The 16,996-nt window shown below is 39.9% G+C and carries 24 protein-coding genes and 1 pseudogene; 3 read left to right on the top strand and 22 right to left on the bottom strand.

Annotated features, from left to right (window positions below; all coding sequences use genetic code 11):
* The first annotated feature begins 12 nt into the window (after nucleotides 1–12).
* Both PRIP_RS01255 and PRIP_RS01250 read left to right on the top strand, forming a co-directional pair.
* A complete protein-coding gene (locus PRIP_RS01255) occupies nucleotides 13–375 on the top strand; it encodes a DUF4064 domain-containing protein (RefSeq protein WP_036099092.1) in 363 nt (120 codons plus the stop codon).
* A gap of 84 nt (nucleotides 376–459) precedes the next feature.
* Nucleotides 460–1,608 carry a VanZ family protein gene (locus tag PRIP_RS01250; RefSeq protein WP_036099016.1) on the top strand — a complete coding sequence of 383 codons (1,149 nt, stop codon included), beginning with the start codon at nucleotides 460–462 and terminating at the stop codon, nucleotides 1,606–1,608.
* A gap of 58 nt (nucleotides 1,609–1,666) precedes the next feature.
* Here PRIP_RS01250 and PRIP_RS01245 read toward each other — a convergent pair whose 3' ends face one another.
* Complete coding sequence (locus PRIP_RS01245) at nucleotides 1,667–2,782, bottom strand: Lmo2079 family surface lipoprotein (RefSeq protein ID WP_036099015.1); 1,116 nt, start codon at nucleotides 2,780–2,782, stop codon at nucleotides 1,667–1,669.
* A gap of 187 nt (nucleotides 2,783–2,969) precedes the next feature.
* Between PRIP_RS01245 and PRIP_RS01240 the strand changes: the two are divergent.
* Nucleotides 2,970–3,996: pseudogene (locus tag PRIP_RS01240) on the top strand (YdcF family protein).
* A 39-nt stretch (nucleotides 3,997–4,035) separates the two neighbouring features.
* On the opposite strand, the gene PRIP_RS01235 reads toward PRIP_RS01240, so the two are convergent.
* The 21 genes from PRIP_RS01235 to tagD form a co-directional block, all read right to left on the bottom strand.
* The gene (locus PRIP_RS01235) at nucleotides 4,036–4,707 is read right to left on the bottom strand and encodes a histidine phosphatase family protein (protein WP_036099013.1); all 672 of its coding nucleotides are present in this window, start codon (nucleotides 4,705–4,707) and stop codon (nucleotides 4,036–4,038) included.
* A 285-nt stretch (nucleotides 4,708–4,992) separates the two neighbouring features.
* Nucleotides 4,993–5,244, bottom strand: a complete 252-nt coding sequence (locus PRIP_RS17490; protein ID WP_241434061.1) for a DUF2653 family protein — start codon at nucleotides 5,242–5,244, stop codon at nucleotides 4,993–4,995.
* Nucleotides 5,241–5,492, bottom strand: coding sequence for a hypothetical protein (locus PRIP_RS17485; RefSeq protein WP_241434060.1), 252 nt, complete (start codon nucleotides 5,490–5,492; stop codon nucleotides 5,241–5,243). Before PRIP_RS17485 ends, PRIP_RS17490 begins: the two co-directional genes overlap by 4 nt.
* 49 nt (nucleotides 5,493–5,541) lie before the next feature.
* Entirely contained in the window at nucleotides 5,542–5,745 is a 204-nt protein-coding gene (locus tag PRIP_RS17480; RefSeq protein WP_241434059.1) for a hypothetical protein, read from the bottom strand.
* A 319-nt stretch (nucleotides 5,746–6,064) separates the two neighbouring features.
* On the bottom strand, nucleotides 6,065–6,265 hold the full coding sequence (locus PRIP_RS18155; protein WP_420912102.1) for a hypothetical protein: 201 nt from the start codon (nucleotides 6,263–6,265) through the stop codon (nucleotides 6,065–6,067).
* A 115-nt stretch (nucleotides 6,266–6,380) separates the two neighbouring features.
* The gene (locus tag PRIP_RS01225; protein ID WP_036099012.1) at nucleotides 6,381–6,809 is read right to left on the bottom strand and encodes an SMI1/KNR4 family protein; all 429 of its coding nucleotides are present in this window, start codon (nucleotides 6,807–6,809) and stop codon (nucleotides 6,381–6,383) included.
* Nucleotides 6,809–7,333, bottom strand: coding sequence for a hypothetical protein (locus PRIP_RS01220; RefSeq protein ID WP_036099011.1), 525 nt, complete (start codon nucleotides 7,331–7,333; stop codon nucleotides 6,809–6,811). Before PRIP_RS01220 ends, PRIP_RS01225 begins: the two co-directional genes overlap by 1 nt.
* Nucleotides 7,308–8,006: a hypothetical protein gene (locus PRIP_RS01215; protein ID WP_036099010.1), complete on the bottom strand. Its 699-nt coding sequence runs from the start codon at nucleotides 8,004–8,006 to the stop codon at nucleotides 7,308–7,310. Before PRIP_RS01215 ends, PRIP_RS01220 begins: the two co-directional genes overlap by 26 nt.
* A 16-nt stretch (nucleotides 8,007–8,022) precedes the next feature.
* A complete protein-coding gene (locus PRIP_RS17890; RefSeq protein WP_036099009.1) occupies nucleotides 8,023–8,280 on the bottom strand; it encodes a T7SS effector LXG polymorphic toxin in 258 nt (85 codons plus the stop codon).
* A complete protein-coding gene (locus PRIP_RS01205) occupies nucleotides 8,267–8,467 on the bottom strand; it encodes a hypothetical protein (RefSeq protein WP_036099008.1) in 201 nt (66 codons plus the stop codon). The genes PRIP_RS17890 and PRIP_RS01205 overlap by 14 nt, the downstream gene beginning before the upstream one ends.
* 129 nt (nucleotides 8,468–8,596) lie before the next feature.
* Nucleotides 8,597–8,884 (bottom strand): TIGR04197 family type VII secretion effector, encoded by a 288-nt coding sequence (locus PRIP_RS01200; RefSeq protein WP_036099007.1) that lies wholly within the window; start codon nucleotides 8,882–8,884, stop codon nucleotides 8,597–8,599.
* Nucleotides 8,885–9,007: 123 nt separating this feature from the next.
* A complete protein-coding gene (locus PRIP_RS17080) occupies nucleotides 9,008–9,148 on the bottom strand; it encodes a hypothetical protein (protein ID WP_159101506.1) in 141 nt (46 codons plus the stop codon).
* A 292-nt stretch (nucleotides 9,149–9,440) separates the two neighbouring features.
* Nucleotides 9,441–10,985, bottom strand: coding sequence for a glutamine-hydrolyzing GMP synthase (guaA, locus tag PRIP_RS01195; protein ID WP_036099006.1), 1,545 nt, complete (start codon nucleotides 10,983–10,985; stop codon nucleotides 9,441–9,443).
* 113 nt (nucleotides 10,986–11,098) lie between these two features.
* A complete protein-coding gene (locus PRIP_RS01190) occupies nucleotides 11,099–11,482 on the bottom strand; it encodes a PTS sugar transporter subunit IIB (protein WP_036099005.1) in 384 nt (127 codons plus the stop codon).
* A gap of 58 nt (nucleotides 11,483–11,540) precedes the next feature.
* Nucleotides 11,541–11,849 (bottom strand): putative quinol monooxygenase, encoded by a 309-nt coding sequence (locus tag PRIP_RS01185; protein ID WP_036099004.1) that lies wholly within the window; start codon nucleotides 11,847–11,849, stop codon nucleotides 11,541–11,543.
* A 19-nt stretch (nucleotides 11,850–11,868) separates the two neighbouring features.
* Nucleotides 11,869–12,696, bottom strand: coding sequence for an ammonia-dependent NAD(+) synthetase (gene nadE, locus PRIP_RS01180; RefSeq protein ID WP_036099003.1), 828 nt, complete (start codon nucleotides 12,694–12,696; stop codon nucleotides 11,869–11,871).
* Nucleotides 12,697–12,717: 21 nt separating this feature from the next.
* Nucleotides 12,718–14,205 carry a nicotinate phosphoribosyltransferase gene (locus PRIP_RS01175; RefSeq protein ID WP_036099002.1) on the bottom strand — a complete coding sequence of 496 codons (1,488 nt, stop codon included), beginning with the start codon at nucleotides 14,203–14,205 and terminating at the stop codon, nucleotides 12,718–12,720.
* A gap of 128 nt (nucleotides 14,206–14,333) precedes the next feature.
* Nucleotides 14,334–15,026 (bottom strand): response regulator transcription factor, encoded by a 693-nt coding sequence (locus PRIP_RS01170; protein WP_036099001.1) that lies wholly within the window; start codon nucleotides 15,024–15,026, stop codon nucleotides 14,334–14,336.
* Nucleotides 15,023–16,225, bottom strand: coding sequence for a sensor histidine kinase (locus PRIP_RS01165; RefSeq protein WP_479494818.1), 1,203 nt, complete (start codon nucleotides 16,223–16,225; stop codon nucleotides 15,023–15,025). Before PRIP_RS01165 ends, PRIP_RS01170 begins: the two co-directional genes overlap by 4 nt.
* On the bottom strand, nucleotides 16,215–16,469 hold the full coding sequence (locus PRIP_RS18350) for a hypothetical protein (protein ID WP_479494817.1): 255 nt from the start codon (nucleotides 16,467–16,469) through the stop codon (nucleotides 16,215–16,217). The genes PRIP_RS01165 and PRIP_RS18350 overlap by 11 nt, the downstream gene beginning before the upstream one ends.
* Nucleotides 16,470–16,607: 138 nt before the next feature.
* The gene (tagD, locus tag PRIP_RS01160; protein ID WP_036099000.1) at nucleotides 16,608–16,991 is read right to left on the bottom strand and encodes a glycerol-3-phosphate cytidylyltransferase; all 384 of its coding nucleotides are present in this window, start codon (nucleotides 16,989–16,991) and stop codon (nucleotides 16,608–16,610) included.
* Nucleotides 16,992–16,996 lie beyond the last annotated feature (5 nt).

Below are 16,996 nucleotides of genomic sequence, written 5' to 3'. Positions count from 1 at the left end.
GGGGGGAGAAAAATTATGTCAAGAACATTGGAATTAGTTCTCGGTCTCATTGGCGCTATCGTGGGATTAGTTGCTGGTTTTTGGATTGTGGGCTATGGAGAAGATATTTCGGACTACATCCAAACATTCACGTATTTAAATGGAGCCTTAGGAGATGAAATTGCGAACTTAGGCTGGGTAACGGTCGTGGCGTCAGCGCTAGCACTCATCGCTTCGTTACTCATTAAAAAAAGCCCACGCGGTTGGGGCGTTTTACTCGTACTTATTGGTATTTTAATGTTTTTCGTAGTCGGCCAAATTTGGATTGTTTCAGGAATCTTATTAATTCTTGCTGGTTTGATGGGCATTTTCCGTGTACCTTCACCAAAATACTAAAAAACAAAAACTAGCAGAATGCTTATCGTTTTGCTAGTTTTTATTGCACTACAGAAGGAATAATATGACAAAGGAGGTTATCCGATGCAACCGTATTTATTCCCGATTGAAATCGCGTTACTTGTTTTTCCTTTTCTGGCCTTCTTTTTGACGTTACCATTTGTGATTTATCAATATCATAAATTTGGTGGCTTACATTTTTTGCGAAATGTAGTTTTGTATACATTTATTTTTTACTTGTTATGTACGTTGCTACTTGTCTTGCTACCATTACCAGATCCTGATGATGTGGCAAAAATGACGGGTTCGCCTTTACAATTAGTGCCTTTTAAGTTTATTCAAGATTTCTTGACACACACGACACTTGTTTGGAATGATCCTAGTACATATTTGGCAGCATTGACACAAGCTGTTGTTTTGCAGCCTGTCTTTAATATTTTGTTAATTATTCCGCTTGGTGTTTATTTGCGCTATTATTTTCGCTTTTCATTTTGGAAGACGACATTGTTTTCGTTTTTGCTTTCATTGTTTTTTGAAATAACGCAGTTGACAGGAATTTATGGGATTTATCCGCATGCATATCGGCTTTTTGACGTGGATGATTTGATGTTGAATACGCTTGGTGGGATGGTTGGTTTTGCGATTGCGCCGATGTTTACGAGTTTGTTACCATCGCGAACGAAAATGGATGAAGCAACATATATCAAGGGGCAACAAGTCAGCTATTTGCGCCGATTTTTTGCATTTCTGGTGGACTGGACAATTCTGCGTTTTTTGACTTGGCTGCTCGGGATGCTGCATATATTGCCATTTACAACGCTTGAAATCGATGGTGGCTCGCGATTTACACAGCTTTGGTGGTTGCTTTTACTTATTTTTCTTTATTTCATCTTGCTACCTGCATTCGCACATGGACAAACACTCGGAAAAATGCTTGTGCGCATTCGAATCATTTCGACGACGCCATCGGATAAGGCAACATTGTGGCAGTTACTGATTCGAAATGGGTTGTTATATTATGTGACGTTGGCCATTATTATTTTCCCATTTAATCCGTTTTTTGTGAATCAATTACCACCAGTTCTGTTTTTAACGGTTCTCGGTGTTGGTATTATGAGTGCATTTATGTTTTTCATTCATTTTTGTATTAATTTTTTCTCGAAGGATCGCCAACTTTTTTATGAAAAATTAAGTCATACGATGCATATTAGTACATTTAAGAGGAAAGTATAAGAAAAGGCTCATCTAGGAAACGCGATACATGATGCGTAAACTAAACGAGCCGTTTTATTTATTCGATCGTTGTGCTATCGTTACCATACAATGATTTGTAGTAGCTTGCTGTTGATTCAGAGATGATTTTTTGTAGTTGTTTTGTAGAAATAACGTCAGATGATGATGGGAATTTGGGAAGCTTTACGGAATCCGTTGTTTTCATTGTCACTGTAAAACCAAGTGTTTCTGGCTTCACTTTTTCTGTTTCGGTAATTTTTACTTTCATTGTCATGTTCTTGATGTCATCATTTTTGCCCGGTGTGATTGTCACATCTATATTTATTTTAGCTTTAGTATCTTCTTTCATTTTTTGAATGGCATTATCAACGGATTTCTTCATAGCGTCGAATTGCTTGTCAAACTGGTCAGCAGAAACGCCATTCGCTTCAAAGATGGTTTGTAAATCTGCTTTGACATCTTTGTCATCTAGTAATTTAGATAGATTTGTTGCTAATTTTGTAATGTCATCTTGTGTAAGTTTGACTGTAATATCACCATTATCATTTTCTGTGAAACGGTCTTCTGGTAAACTGTTGAAGTAGTCATTCATTGTTTTCGTTACTTTTTTAGATAGGTCTTTGCTTGCTTTTTCGACTTCTTTTGAGTCTACATTCTCTTTCTTCGCTTCTGCACCAGAAAGATCTTGGGCTAGTGATGTCACTTCTACGTATTTCGTTGCTAAATCTGGATTTTCTTTTTTGATTTGTGAGAACATGCCGCTTGTTACTTGGTCTAATAATGTAGTCAGATTTCCCTTATCATCATATAAATCCGCTAATGGGAAGTATACTTTCTCAGCTTTAGAGTCTACAAGTAAGTCCAAATTTACGTCTAAGCTTACTAAGCCTGCTGTTTTTACTGCAATAGTTGTTGCTGTTTTCTGTGCTTTTTGGTCATTTGCAACGGTCATTTTCAAAGATAAGCCGTCTAACATTGCGCTTGTTTGGTCTGTTTTTAAGGTTGTAGGTAATTCATCTACTTTAAAACCGATTGTTGTTGTTGACTGATCAGCTGGCTTCGATGCTTTATCTACACTTTTTGTAAACGTTTCCTGCGGCGTATTTCCACAAGCAGCTAAGAGCAAACTCATTGCAAATGTTAAAACTAAAAATACTAACTTCCCTTTTTTCATAAATAGAAACCTCCACTCTCTTTGTATGGTCTCAATTTACCATAAACATAGCCTTAACTCAATCAAAAATAGATATATTCACAATTCCGACACATTTGTGATTGTTTTCACGTTTATTTTATTTCAACATTATATTGAATTATAATTTAGAAGACAGTATACTAGGAAATGAGAGAGGGAGATGATGATGCTTTTTGCAGAAATTGCTGCATTTTTTATTATTTTATTTGTTATTTTATTTATTATTGATAAGCGGCGAATTAGTAACGGGATATTTTTGACTATTGGGCTTTTTTTTCACCATTTTTGCTGTGGCTTATGGATTTATGGCCTCGCGAAATAATATTATGGCGATTATTGTAGTTGTTGTTTTCTTTTTGGTTGTTACCTTAATTCCTTTTACAATTATTGGCCTTGGAATTGGGCTCGTTGTGAATGGGAGATTGATGGCCAAACGTGAAGGCCGCAGAATTCCTAATTTGTTGACATTGTTTGTAGGGATAGCGATTTTAGGGCTAATCGTATTGTTTATTTTGCACATTACTATCTGGCCTTATGTTTGGCTGAGTATTTTCTTTACTGGAGTACTCTTTGTCGTCGGGTATTTTGCATTTATTTTGATAAGTTTCTTGCTTTCTTCTTACATTTATCAGTATAATAGGCCGCGTTTGAGGCAGGATTTTATTATTGTGCTAGGCAGTGGCCTGATTGGCGATAAAGTGCCTCCGCTCCTTGCTAGCCGACTAGACCGTGGCATTACTTTTTACTACAAACAAGCAGCGAAAAATTTCGCCCCCCAGTTCATTGTGTCTGGTGGACAAGGCCCTAATGAATGGGTATCCGAGGCGTTTGCAATGAAGCAATACTTGCTTGAAAAAGGGATTCCAGATGAGCATGTGTTGATGGAAGACTTGTCTGTCAATACGTTACAAAATATGCAGTTTTCTAAAACCATTATGATGGATTTGAAAGAGAAGTGCCGCAGTATTTTCGTAACGAATAATTTCCACTTGTTCCGTGCTAGCCTGTATGCGAGAAAAGCGGGGCTAAAAAGCCAAGGCATCAGCTCTAAAACGGCGCTTTACTACTTGCCAAATGCCTTGTTACGCGAATTCATTGCAGTTATTGTGATGTATAAATGGTGGCACATTGTTATAATTAGTTTCATTATGCTAATAACGCTGGCACTGGTTGCCGTATCCGTATTTTTCTAAAAAAAGCCTGTCCTTGATTGGGACAGGCTTTTTTTTATATTATGCTGTAAAATGAGACGTATCATTTAGCCGCTCAATTTTGAAAAGACCATTTTCATAAGAAAGTACCGTGACACTCGCATTGTCAAGAATAAAGTTAGCTTTTACAGATGGCTCTAGTTCATGCACGATATTACGAATGGTATTGCCGTGCGCCACAATCAGAATATTCCCACCTGACTCACGATGTGTATTAATCACATGCAAAAAGCCTTTTTCTACGCGATTCCAAAAGGTCATGAAATCCTCCGCCTCATGTTTTGGATCAGCAACTTTCGTTCCATTCATCGTTTCGCGAACATTTGCTTTCTCAAAAAGCTCTTCTTGGCTCGCATACCCCATAGATTTAGCCACTTTTGCCCAAGTCATCGCACTCGAATCTCCTTCAAAGGAACCGAAAAAAGTTTCCCGGAATTCACTCCGCGGCTCAAGCGTTAAGCCAAAACCATGTTTATTTTCTTTTAAAATCAGCTCCGCAGTTGCAATTGTCCGGTGTAAGTCACTAGAATACGCCGCAACAAATTCAGTATCCGCCAGGCCTCGGCCACTCTGTTTCACGATTTCCACGCCCTCAGGTGTTAGTGGAGAATCTGCCCAGCCTTGCATTTTTTCATATTTATTCAAATAGGTTTGTCCATGACGTACAAAGTATAGCGATAATGGTTTGTTCATTTCTCTTCCCTCCAAATGAATATGTAATAGCTCCTTCTTAACTATAGCATATTTTCAGAGGTAGGAAAAACTTAGGGAACTGCTAGCTTCTTGTCAAAAGTGAATAATCTTCCCACAAAAAGCTACTGCTAACATGGTGCATCGATTTCATGCGTTGCTCCGCCATCTGATTCGCTGCTTAGGCTGGCAATATTTGTTCTTCCTTCGCACTATCAAAAACTTTTCCAATTCGGCACGTAAAATAAGACTAAAGGCGCCCAAACAATACTTAGGCGCCTTCGTTTTTTATTCTGTTACAATCGCTGTAATTCCGTCGCGTTCTGAGAACCGCAATTCCAGCCCGCAATTCGGGTCAAAGTTACCCTCTTTTGTTGCCCAATAACGAATGGCTTGAATAAGTGAGAAGTGATCCAGTGCCTGAACTAGCTGGCCATTTTTCATCACATCAGCACCAAACCCTTTGCTCTCGTCATACGTCAACACCACTTCCACGTCGTCCAACTGCAGACCTTTTTCATGCGTGAAGAAATGAATCACGGCGTTCGAGATATTGCCTTCATCAAGAACCGTTGCCCCGTCGTTATTCTCAGTCGGACCTTGATGATCAAAACATTCGACTGCGGCTTCGGATTATTACGATTCCGCCATTTCTGGAAGAAGTAAATCAGAATACGAATCACTAAAATAATCGCAATCACGTTAATAATAAGGGCTAAAATATCACCAAACGCACCCATATTTCCTAACATACTGCCAAAAAGCAAACCGGCAATCCCACCGAACAAAAGTCCGCCTAGGAAACCACGATTATTACTTTTATTTTTTGTTGCTTGGTTATTCGTTGTTTTTTTTCGTCGTATCCCGTTTAATTTGGTTATTATTCGGGCGATACGAACGGCTCGGCGAACGATACCCCTTCGCGTGCGCTTCACTTACTTGTTCATATTTCGCTGGCACAATGGTGTTGTATGTCGTCGTTCCAAGCGGTGAGAACACGAGTACAACAGACATCGCAAATAATAAAACTAGTTTTTTCAATTGCTCTCCTCCTGATTTTTGCATTTTCTCATCAAGTCACACGAGCACAACTGGCCGTTTACACGCAAAAAAGAGACCTCACGAATAAACGTAAGGTCTCGCAAACAATCGAAAATTGCTAACAATGCCGGGGTTTTATCCCGTACTGACGACATTGCTATACTGCTACTCCCCTTATCGGGCTTACTGAATTTGAATAAGGTTAGTATATTATATTTTGCGTGGAATGGCAAGGGATTGAGAACAATACTACCACGAAAAATCAGCTATTTTGCTGGAAATCTAATTTATTCATCTAGCCCTAACAATTTTTCAACGTTTAGATGAGCGATTTTTTCCCTGTCTTCATCAGAAATCGGAGACCATTCTGTGCTGTTAAAATAGGTTTCCAAATCTTTTTGATACATTGAATTGATGAAAAATTAGCATCTTCATTCCCATCAATACTTAGAATAACTTCACGTTTTTTCCCAAACATTGTGATTGAAGTTTTTCCACTCCAATACATATCAAATTCTATTTCGCCAAATTAATCATCATTTATTTTTTCAGATTAAATCTACTCCTTTTTATCAACGCTCGAGGAAACACCCTAAACTTATTTTTAGGATTCATCGTCAGAAAATCCTAGTGATTCATTTCATATAGTACAGATCGTCTTCCATTATTTTTTCCAAAAACTCTTTAAGAGAATTGGCTATCAACGTATCAAATAAATAAATCGGACTTGTTTCCCCTTCTCCTAGGCCTATTAAAATGGTTGTACTCTCATCGCCTTCAAAAAAGACTAATTTATCTTCTTCTACCTCATCAAAAATTTCTATGTCTGGATAAAACTCATAATCGTCTACTCTCAACCTAAAATCTCTCACTGACTCTGGATCCATTAATCTATTTATTTGATACTCTGAGCCTTTGAAAAAACCATAGCCTATTTCTAAATAAAACTGTCTTAATTCACTTGGGAAAGTTAGGTCTAATTCATTTTCTACTTGTTCAATATCCTTTAGGTTCAATGGATAAAAACTGTTTTCAGGATTATTAGTCACAAATTTAAATTGCATTATTTTTTCACTCCTTTAAATAACTCTTTTGCAGGTGAACCAGCTCCATGAATACCCGCTTGATGCTCATCTGGGAATTTTGCTGGATGCATATTCCACCACTCATGTTCGCCACCGAATGTATTTTCGATAAGATGATGCGCGTCGTATGGCTCTCCTGTTTTACGTATAACTCTACCAGATTTAGCAGATAATATTTCTTCAGAATATCGTGGCCATGTTTGATTAGTTTTCTGCTCCCACTCTACGATAAGTTTATTTTTTACTTGTTTGAAAGCCAATCTGTGTTTATTTGTTTCCGCTGGAGTCAGCTTTGTATACTCTTTTGTTCGCAATGCATCCTTTAGAGCATCTATTTGAATTTTAGCCAACTTACGGCTCGTTCTCTGTTCTACATCCTTAATATAACTTCTAACTAACCCAGAATTAATGGATTTTTTAATAACAATTGGTTCGCCATATTCTTTAATTTTCAGCTCAGACTCTACTTTGCTGATATTACTTTTTTTTATATACCATGCCACGACCTTTGAAGGCAACCATGCCTGTCATGACTCCTGCAATAATAGAGAAGCTTTGCATCTTGGTTAACGGTTCTTCTGGATTCAGCAAATTAACGCCTTTGACAGCAGCAACCATATAATCGGTCATAAAGTCACCAGACGCTTCGTCTGCCATTTTAATTGTACCATCTTTTAACGCATCGTTATAGGCAATGGTCGCCTTCGCGCTTTCTTGGTCAGTGATACCATTCTTACTCAGTATCCAATAGTTTCCCTCCAATGTTTTTGTGTAGTCATCGAAGTTATATTGCTTCGGCTTTTTCTCTGTCACCAAACCATCTAGCCAGCCCATATGTAGCGCTTGTGTGTGGAAGGTATGACTGACGGTATTAAATGCTTTACTGCTTTGAATTTCTGCTAACCCCTGCTTCACTTGATACAGCTTTATCAGCACATCTTCCATCACATTTTGGTGGCTCATATCAAAATCTAAATAGCGTTCAATAATTTGCATTTCCTGTTGTAATTGTCCCATTGCTGTTTGCATGCCTAACTGCATCCCGATTTGTTGTCCTAAAGAAGATCCACCAGCCATCGATTTCATTTTTACTAGCAAGTCTTCGTAGCGATTTTGGCATTTTCTTATCTCGCCTTGTAGCGCTTGTAATTCATCGGAATCGATTCTCGCATTCATCGATGGATCCACTTGATTATGAAAATCTGTGATATACTTTTTTTAAAATTTCTTCGGCATCCGTCATACATGCCTTTGTTGTGTCCACAATGGGATAGTGAACCGTTTGGTAATAGTCTTTCGCACTGTCTGCGATGTCACCTTTGATTTCTTTATCTGCTACAATTTTTGCAACTGCTTTTCGATAGTTGGTCAGCGCTTCCTTCAATTTTTGAGACTCGTTTAAAAATTGGTCGACAAAATACCGTACTTCACCAATATCAATACGTGGCATCCGCTTTCGCCTCTTTCACTCGTTCGACGTCAGCTTTTGCTTGTTTGTGTTCGGCTTGTAGTTGGTCATCTAAGTTATACAGGCGCTTTTGGGTCATGCGTTGTTCTTGATTTAACTCTAATGCGATCGCGCCTAATTTGTTCTCCGAAAGGTTGCCTCGCCATGCACTCCCAATTCGTACGAGCAAATCTTCTTGTTGGCGTTTTTAATTGCCTAAAATCGCGTTCTACTTCTTCTAACTCCCGTTGTTTTTCTATACTTTTTCTTACGGCATCTTCCTGCTGTTTCATCCCTTCTTTTCACTCCTCAAGTTATTTTATTTGTCTAAATGAAGCGCTTTACTCCACATGTCCGCCATCTTTTTCTCTGAGGCAACAAATGCTTGCTCGACGTTTTTTAGATTTTGTACATCCTTGTTAAAAGCTTCTGGCATGGCTTTAATCATGTTTGCTGCATCCATACTGCTCTGTACCAATTGACGTGCAGAACTTGTGGAATACGACATATTAGGTCGCAAATCAAACGATATGTCATTGGCACTACTGCCGATTTCTTTGGCATGTTCTGATAGACGCCCGCTCGGTAATTGAATTTTCTTTGACATGGCGTTGCTTCCTTTCTAGTTGAATTTTCTGTGTAATCATTGGATCATAATTATATATATCTCCTTGATTATACCATTGATTTTATTGAAAAAATAGTACGCTAAATTATCATTTCAACATATTTAACGTTGCTCCAGAAATTCAGCTATCAGTATTTTTTCTTTTTGCTTACGCTGATCAATTGTTAACTCAGCAAGCCATCTCCTATGCTCAGCAAATGCTAATCCCCTAAGATTATTCCGGATATTATCAATATATGTCATTTATCCCTCTATATGGCATCTAACTTTAAAGAATAATCCAATTTGGAAAAACATAGTTACTGGAAATTTAACTATCCAAAAGCCGAAGCAAAAAAACAAAATCAAAACGCAAAAAAGACTCGATCAAATTCGACAAAGCCTTTCATATAGAAAATTATTTTAATAAATGATATCACTTAAAATTGATAAACTATTATCTGTAAAAATACTATGGTAATAAAAAACTGTTATCACTCGACATAAAAAAAAGCCCTAAAACCCCATCATTACTGAGTTTTTAGGGCTTTGTTTACTATTCCCACTCCACAGTCGCAGGTGGCTTACTCGTAATATCATAAACAACCCGATTCACATGCGCAACTTCATTCACGATCCGCGTTGAAATCAGTTCTAACACTTCCCACGGGATTCGTGCCCAGTCTGCGGTCATTCCGTCAATGGAGGTTACCGCGCGGATGACAACTGTGTGATCGTACGTGCGGCCGTCGCCCATTACGCCTACGCTGCGGATGTTTGGTAGTGCTGTGAAGTACTGCCAGATTTCGCGGTCTAGGCCGGCATTTTTAATTTCTTCGCGTAAAATGTAATCGGAATCGCGGACGATTTCTAGTTTTTCTTCAGTGATTTCGCCTAATACGCGAATGCCTAGTCCTGGGCCTGGGAATGGTTGGCGCCAAACGATGGCATCTGGCATTCCTAGTTCGGTTCCTAGTGCGCGTACTTCGTCTTTGAACAGCGTGTTTAGTGGTTCGATTAGTTGGAACTGCATGTCTTCTGGTAAGCCGCCAACGTTGTGATGTGATTTAATTGTTTGTGCTGTTGCCGTGCCGCTTTCGATAATGTCTGTATACAATGTTCCTTGGGCTAAAAATTCTACGCCGTCCAGTTTTGTCGCTTCGTCATCGAATACGTAGATGAATTCATTACCAATTGTCTTACGTTTTTGCTCAGGATCGGAAATTCCTGCGAGTTTGTTCATAAAGCGTTCTTTTGCGTCCACTTTAATGATATTCATATGGAAGTCACCGTATAGTGTCTCCATGACTTGTTCTGCTTCGCCTTTACGCAATAAACCGTGATCGACAAAAATACATGTTAGTTGGTCGCCAATGGCTTTGTGAATTAACACGCCGACAACAGAGGAGTCAACGCCGCCGGAAAGGGCTAGCAAGACTTTCTTGTCGCCAACTTGTTCGCGAATTTTGGCTACTTCAATGTCAATGAAGTTCTCCATTGTCCAGTCGCCTTTACAGCCGCAAATGTTTAGCGCGAAGTTCTTCAATAGTTCGTTACCGTGTACGGAATGGCGCACTTCGGGGTGGAATTGGACGCCGTACATTTTGCGGTCTTCGTTTGTAATCGCCGCGATTGGGCATGATGCGCTCGTTGCTGTTACTTCAAAACCTGCTGGCTCTGCAACAACAAGGTCACCGTGACTCATCCATACGATTTGGTCTGTTGGTAAGCCTGCGAAAAGGCGAGACGGTTTCTCCACGTTAATACTTGCTTTTCCGTATTCACGGTCTTTTGCGGGCTCTACTTTTCCAGCGAAATGGTTAGTCATTAATTGCATGCCGTAACAAATGCCCAAGATTGGAATGCCCATCTCAAATAGATCTTCGTCGCAACGGAACGCGCCTTCATCGTATACACTGTTTGGACCGCCAGAGAAAATAATTCCAGTTGGATTCAAGGCTTTCATTTCTTCTACTGTAATCGTATGTGGGTGTAGCTCACTATATACGCCAAATTCACGAATGCGTCGTGTAATTAGCTGATTGTATTGGCTACCAAAATCAAGGACGATAATTTTCTCTTGCTCTGTAAAGTCTTTCATCTTTTTTCACAAAACCCCTTTAAAATTTATTTATGTAAGCTGCGCATTTTGAATGTACTTCCTCTTATTGTAACGTTTGCTAGCCATTCTTGCAACCCGAAATTTGTATGAAATCAGTCGTTCATTAATGCAAGTCCTTGTTTTAAAATCAAATCGCCGCGCATTCTCCCAAATGAAAGCGAATCAATATTGTCACACGGAATTTCGAGTTGTTGTAATACTTTTTCAGCACTTTTGAAAAGATATTTGACTTGTGGTGATACTAAAACGGCGTCGACACGGCTGAAACCTTGAAGTCGTAGTGTGGTAATCATGTCGATTGGACCCATGACAACAACGAGGTCCTTGTCTTCGTGGGCTTTGACGCGGTCATATTTTAGGTCTTCTGGAAACAATAGCTTAGCTTTCATGCCTTCTTTTTCGGCTTCTTGTACGACGCGCTGAGCCATCATGCTCGATGTGGCCCCACCTGCGCATACGATAAGTAGTTTTTTCAAACTCGTTCCTCCTACTATAAAAACTGCCCTTAAAAAAATAAGGACAGCTTCTTTCAACTTATAAACCTTTTCCGCCTACAACGTCCATTTTTACGCTTTTTTCGATGGAATGGATAAGTGGTTTGGCGCGTTCAATGACGGCTTTGACTTCTTCGTTATCAAGTGAGGCTGCATGGTGGCCCTCGTCCGTCCATACTTCGCTAACGATAACGACATCGGGATCTTCTTCGTTCACACTAACAACGTACTGAATACATGCGTTGTATTTATCAAGCCCCGTCGCTGCCTCCAACAAAATGTTTACCAATGCTTTGCGGTCTCCTGGATGGGCTTTGAATTTCGTAATTAAGCCAAAAGCGATTTTCATTGTCATCTCCTCCTCCACTTTACTTCTTCCAAAAATCGTCAAAAATGGTGATTGCCATGTGACGCTTATGTTGTGTTTTTAAATACCAGTTTTCAATCATTATTGCGATTTCAGTTGGTACTTTCTTGCCTTCGAGATAATCGTCAATATCATCATATGTGACGCCAAGCGCAACTTCATCTGGTAAGGCTGGTTTGTTTTCTTCTAAATCGGCGGTCGGTTTTTTAAGATACAGATGTTCTGGACAACCGAGCGTTTTTAGAAGGGCTTTGCCTTGGCGTTTATTCAGACGGAAAAGTGGATTAATGTCTGTGCCACCATCACCGTATTTCGTGTAAAAGCCTGTGACTGCTTCGGCGGAATGATCGGTTCCTACGACAGCTCCGTGATTCATCGCCGCAATGCTATATTGGGCCTTCATGCGTTCTCGGGCTTTCTCGTTTCCTTTTGCAAAATCGGAAAGATCAATATCAGCGTCCCGTAACGTTGCTACACTTGCATCGACCGCCGCTTTAATGTTGATAGTTACAACCCGGTCTGGCTCGATAAAATCAAGGGCATCTTGGCAATCTTCTTCGTCAAACTGTGTTCCATAAGGCAGGCGCACGGCGATAAATTGATAGGACTCGTCCCCCGTTGCTTCGCGCAATTCGCTGATGGCGATTTGTGATAATTTGCCGGCAAGCGTTGAATCTTGTCCTCCAGAAATGCCTAGTACAAGCGTTTTAATAAACGGATATTTTGTTAAATAGGCTTTTAAAAACTCCACACTTTGGCGAATTTCAGCCGTTTCATCGATTTTTGGTAAGACGTGCATTTCTGCAATAATTTGTTTTTGTAAACTCATTCTCTAACCCCTTTCACTTGCTTAAAATGGGAGATCGAAATTGACCGGCGAATGTTTTTGGACTGTTTTGCGGACGTTTTCGATGTTTTGCATTTTATTTTTCCAGCACTTGACGCTTAGGTCTACAGGGTATTGTTCTGGGCGCACGGTACGTTGGTATTCATCCCAAAGCAAGGCTAGATTTTCTCCTTTGTATTTTCTCGTTTGTTCTAAAGATGGTCTTTGATATACTAATTCCCCATTTTCGTAAATTGGAACCAATAATTCTTTGGCTTCGAAATTTTCTACTTCTTTTGTGATATATGTGTGGACGGGATGGAACATCGTTAAACTTGTAACGCCTTCTAATGACTCGTTCTCTAGGCAAATGTAGTCGCCTTCCGCTTTTGGTCCATCTTCATGTGTGATGATGCGGTAAACGTTCTTTTTGGCGGGTGTTGTGACTTTTTCGGTGTTGCTGGAGAGTTTGATGGAGTCTTGTAGAACATCATTCTCATCCGCGATTGCCACGAGTTTGTATACGGCACCTAATGCTGGTTGATCGTAAGCCGTTATTAGCTTTGTACCAACGCCCCACGCATCGATTTTCGCTTTTTGGGCTTTTAAGTGTAGAATGGTTGTTTCATCCAGATCACTCGACGCAAAAATTTTCGCATCAGGAAAACCCGCTTCATCTAGCATTTGGCGGGCTTTTTTAGATAAGAAAGCCATGTCACCACTGTCTAAACGGATCCCGATAAAATTAATTGCATCGCCCATTTCTTGTGCCACTTTAATCGCGTTTGGAATACCGGATTTTAGTGTGTCATACGTGTCTACAAGGAAAATCGAATCTTTGTGTGTTTCGGCGTAACGCTTGAACGCTTTGTATTCATCTCGGTAAGCTTGAACCATCGAATGCGCCATCGTGCCCGAAACAGGAATCCCGAAAATTTTGCCCGCACGGATATTACTTGTCGAGTCACAGCCACCAATATAGGCCGCACGTGTGCCCCAAAGCGCTGCGTCCATTTCTTGTGCGCGACGTGTTCCGAATTCTGCTAACGGCTCTCCTTCGACTACGTTTTTGATTCTGGCTGCTTTTGTCGCGATTAGCGTTTGGAAGTTCACAATGTTAAGCAAGGCCGTTTCGATTAATTGCGCCTCCGCTAAGTTTGCCTCCACTTGAATAATTGGCTCCGTTTTAAATACAAATTCGCCTTCCACGACAGAACGAATCGTCCCAGTAAAGCGTAAATTCTTAAGATAATCTAAAAATGCTTCTTCAAAAGCTGTTTCTTCACGCAAGTAAGCGATATCGCTCTCGGTGAAGCGCAAATTCTCCATATAGTCGATAATTCGTTCGAGCCCTGCAAATACACAAAAACCCGTGTCAAACGGCATATCGCGGAAGAATACTTCGAAAACAGCGCGACGCTCGTGAATATTATCATCCCAATACGCCTTCATCATATTAATTTGGTATAAGTCTGTGTGCAACGTTTTACTATCATCTGGAAATAAAGTCATGCCCCATTCTCCTGTCTAAGTTTTCTTATAAAACATCATAGCGCAGTTACGCAAAAAATGCTAATGTTTCAAGCCTAATTAAACAAAAAACACTTCACTCACGATTTTGCGAGTCAAGTGTCCCTTATTTACAAGTTAAAACGATAGCCCGCGCCCCAAATGGTTTCGATGGATTCGGAAAAATCGCCGTGACTTTCTAGTTTTTCGCGGATTTTGCGGATGTGCACGACAACCGTTGATACGTCTCCCGCCGCCTGCATCCCCCAAATCTGTTCGAAAAGTTGCTCTTTATTCCAAACACGGTTCGGGCGCTTCGCAAGAAATACGAGTAAATCGAACTCTTTCGTTGTAAAAATGATTTCTTGATCTGCAACAAAAACTTTGCGGCCATCTAAATCAAGCGTCAAATCGTGTACTTGTAAAATCTCATTTTGTGATGCGATATTGTTTTTTGCAAGTCGTTCATAACGCGCCAAATGTGCCTTCACACGCGCCACTAATTCACTCGGGCTAAACGGTTTCGTAATATAGTCATCCGCGCCAAGACCCAGTCCACGAATTTTATCAATATCTTCTTTTCGAGCAGAAACAAGCAAAATTGGCACTTCCTTCTTCGCTCGGATTTCACGGCAAACATCAAAACCACTCATGTCCGGCAGCATGATATCGAGAATAATCAAGTCAAAATCGTCTTGTAATGCTAGTTCCAGACCACGTGCACCATTTCGCTCAATCGTCACTTCCATCTCATTAATCTCCAAATAATCACGCTCTAACTCCGCAATTTCCAGTTCATCTTCTACTAATAATATCCGCTTCATCCTGTTTCCTCCTCTTTCAATGGCAGCGCAACGCATACCGCCGTTCCGACTCCTAGTTCACTCGTTGCCCAAATCCGCCCTTGATGCTCCTCAACAATTTGTTTGGCAATCGATAAACCAAGTCCACTTCCACCTGTATTCGAATTTCGCGATTGTTCCTCACGATAAAATCTGTCAAAAATTGCGTTTAAGTTGGCATCGGAAATTCCTTTTCCATTATCACCAAATGCGATTATCGCCATGTCCTGTTGTTTTTCTAATTGAATTGTTATTTTTGCTTGCGTCTTGTCCATATATTTCATGCTATTATGAATCAAATTCTCAAAAACACGCTTTAATTTCTCACGATCCGCGTTCGTCATTAGTTTTTCATCTGGAACGGTAAGCGAAATCTGTGCATCTGGAAAACTAAATTCGGATTCCTCCGCAATTTGTGCTAGTAAGGCGTTTAAATCCACACTTCGCATGTAAAACGGCTCTTTATGCAAGTCTAACTTGGAGAACAAGAATAGTTCATCAATTAACGCGTTCATGTCTTTGGCTTTCGTATGCGCGATTTCTAGGTATTTCGCTTGTTTTTCAGGGGTATTGGCGACACCATCTTGAATGCCTTCGATATAGCCGACGATGGATGTAATCGGTGTTTTTAAGTCGTGTGAGATATTGGATAATAGCTCTTTACGGTTGTTTTCATATTGTTCTTGGACTTCGAGTGATTTTTTAAGTCTGATTCGCATTTTTTCGAAGGTGGAAATAAGTGTTGCGATTTCGTTTTTGCCTGTTGTCTTCTCCATTTCGAAGTCGAGATTGCCTGATTCAATTTTCTCTGCACCTTCTTTTAAATGCAAGATTGGCTGAATGACACTTTTGGCAACGAAATAACTAAGTAATGCGATGACTAAAAAGCCAAATAATAAAATAATCCCAACGATTGGTATGCCCCATTTTTGCATAATTTCGGTGTAAGAGTTCTCAGGCTGAAGCACCATCACACTGCCATGAGAGCCATCTGAATACAGAAAGTCAAACTTAATATAACGGAATAAATCGCCTTGATTATCAATGGTTCCGCGCATGTTCAAGTTATTGATTTCATACTCTGGCATGTGAACTAGCAGTGATTTCTTTGATAGTTCAGTGGATGAGTATACGATTGTATCATTTTTTCGAACGACAACTTGGATACCGCTATTTTCCAATTTTTCGAAGTTCTGATATTGTAATAGTTTGTCTGGTGTAATTTTTTGCCAATATTTTTAGCTCTAAAAAGGCGTTTTCTTCTCCAGTAGACAGTGGGCGTTGGAGGGTTGCTGATTTATAGAGTTGGCCCGGTGAGGCGCCAGTGATTGTACATACCCCAAGCACGAATGCGGAGATTAGAAAAACGCCAGTTAGCAAGATAACGGCAATATAAGATAGCATAAATCGCATTTTTATAGACATAAAACTTCCTCATTTCATTGGACTTATAGCAAGCATATAGTGAAACCACCGTTTTAACAAGCGCTTTTGGCGGAAATTAATGTTTATTTAAGAATGCAAAAAAACCCGACCAGCAAAAATGCCAAATCGGGGGTTACATTAACGCAAATCGTCTTTAATTTTTGTTGTAGAAATACCGGTTGTTCGCGGTAAATATACCACTTTGCAATAATCTTCTAGGAAATCAAATTCACCTTTCCAATCATCACCCATCACAAAAATATCAATATTATGGTCCTTCACATCTTGAATCTTCTGCTCCCAGTCATTCTCTGGTATCACTTCATCGACGTAGCGAATCGCTTCTAAAATTAATTTACGATGTTCAAAGCTGTGGTAGGCCTCTTTATGCTTCAAACGATTGAATTCATCCGTTGAAATCGCAACTACTAAATAATCGCCGAGTTCCTTCGCGCGTTTAAGCAACTTAATATGACCCCAGTGCAATAAATCAAATGTGCCATATGTAATTACTTTTTTCATGCAAA

Source organism: Paenilisteria riparia FSL S10-1204, from assembly GCF_000525995.1.
Lineage (GTDB): Bacteria > Bacillota > Bacilli > Lactobacillales > Listeriaceae > Listeria_A > Listeria_A riparia.
This window is presented reverse-complemented; position numbering and strand designations above follow the sequence as displayed.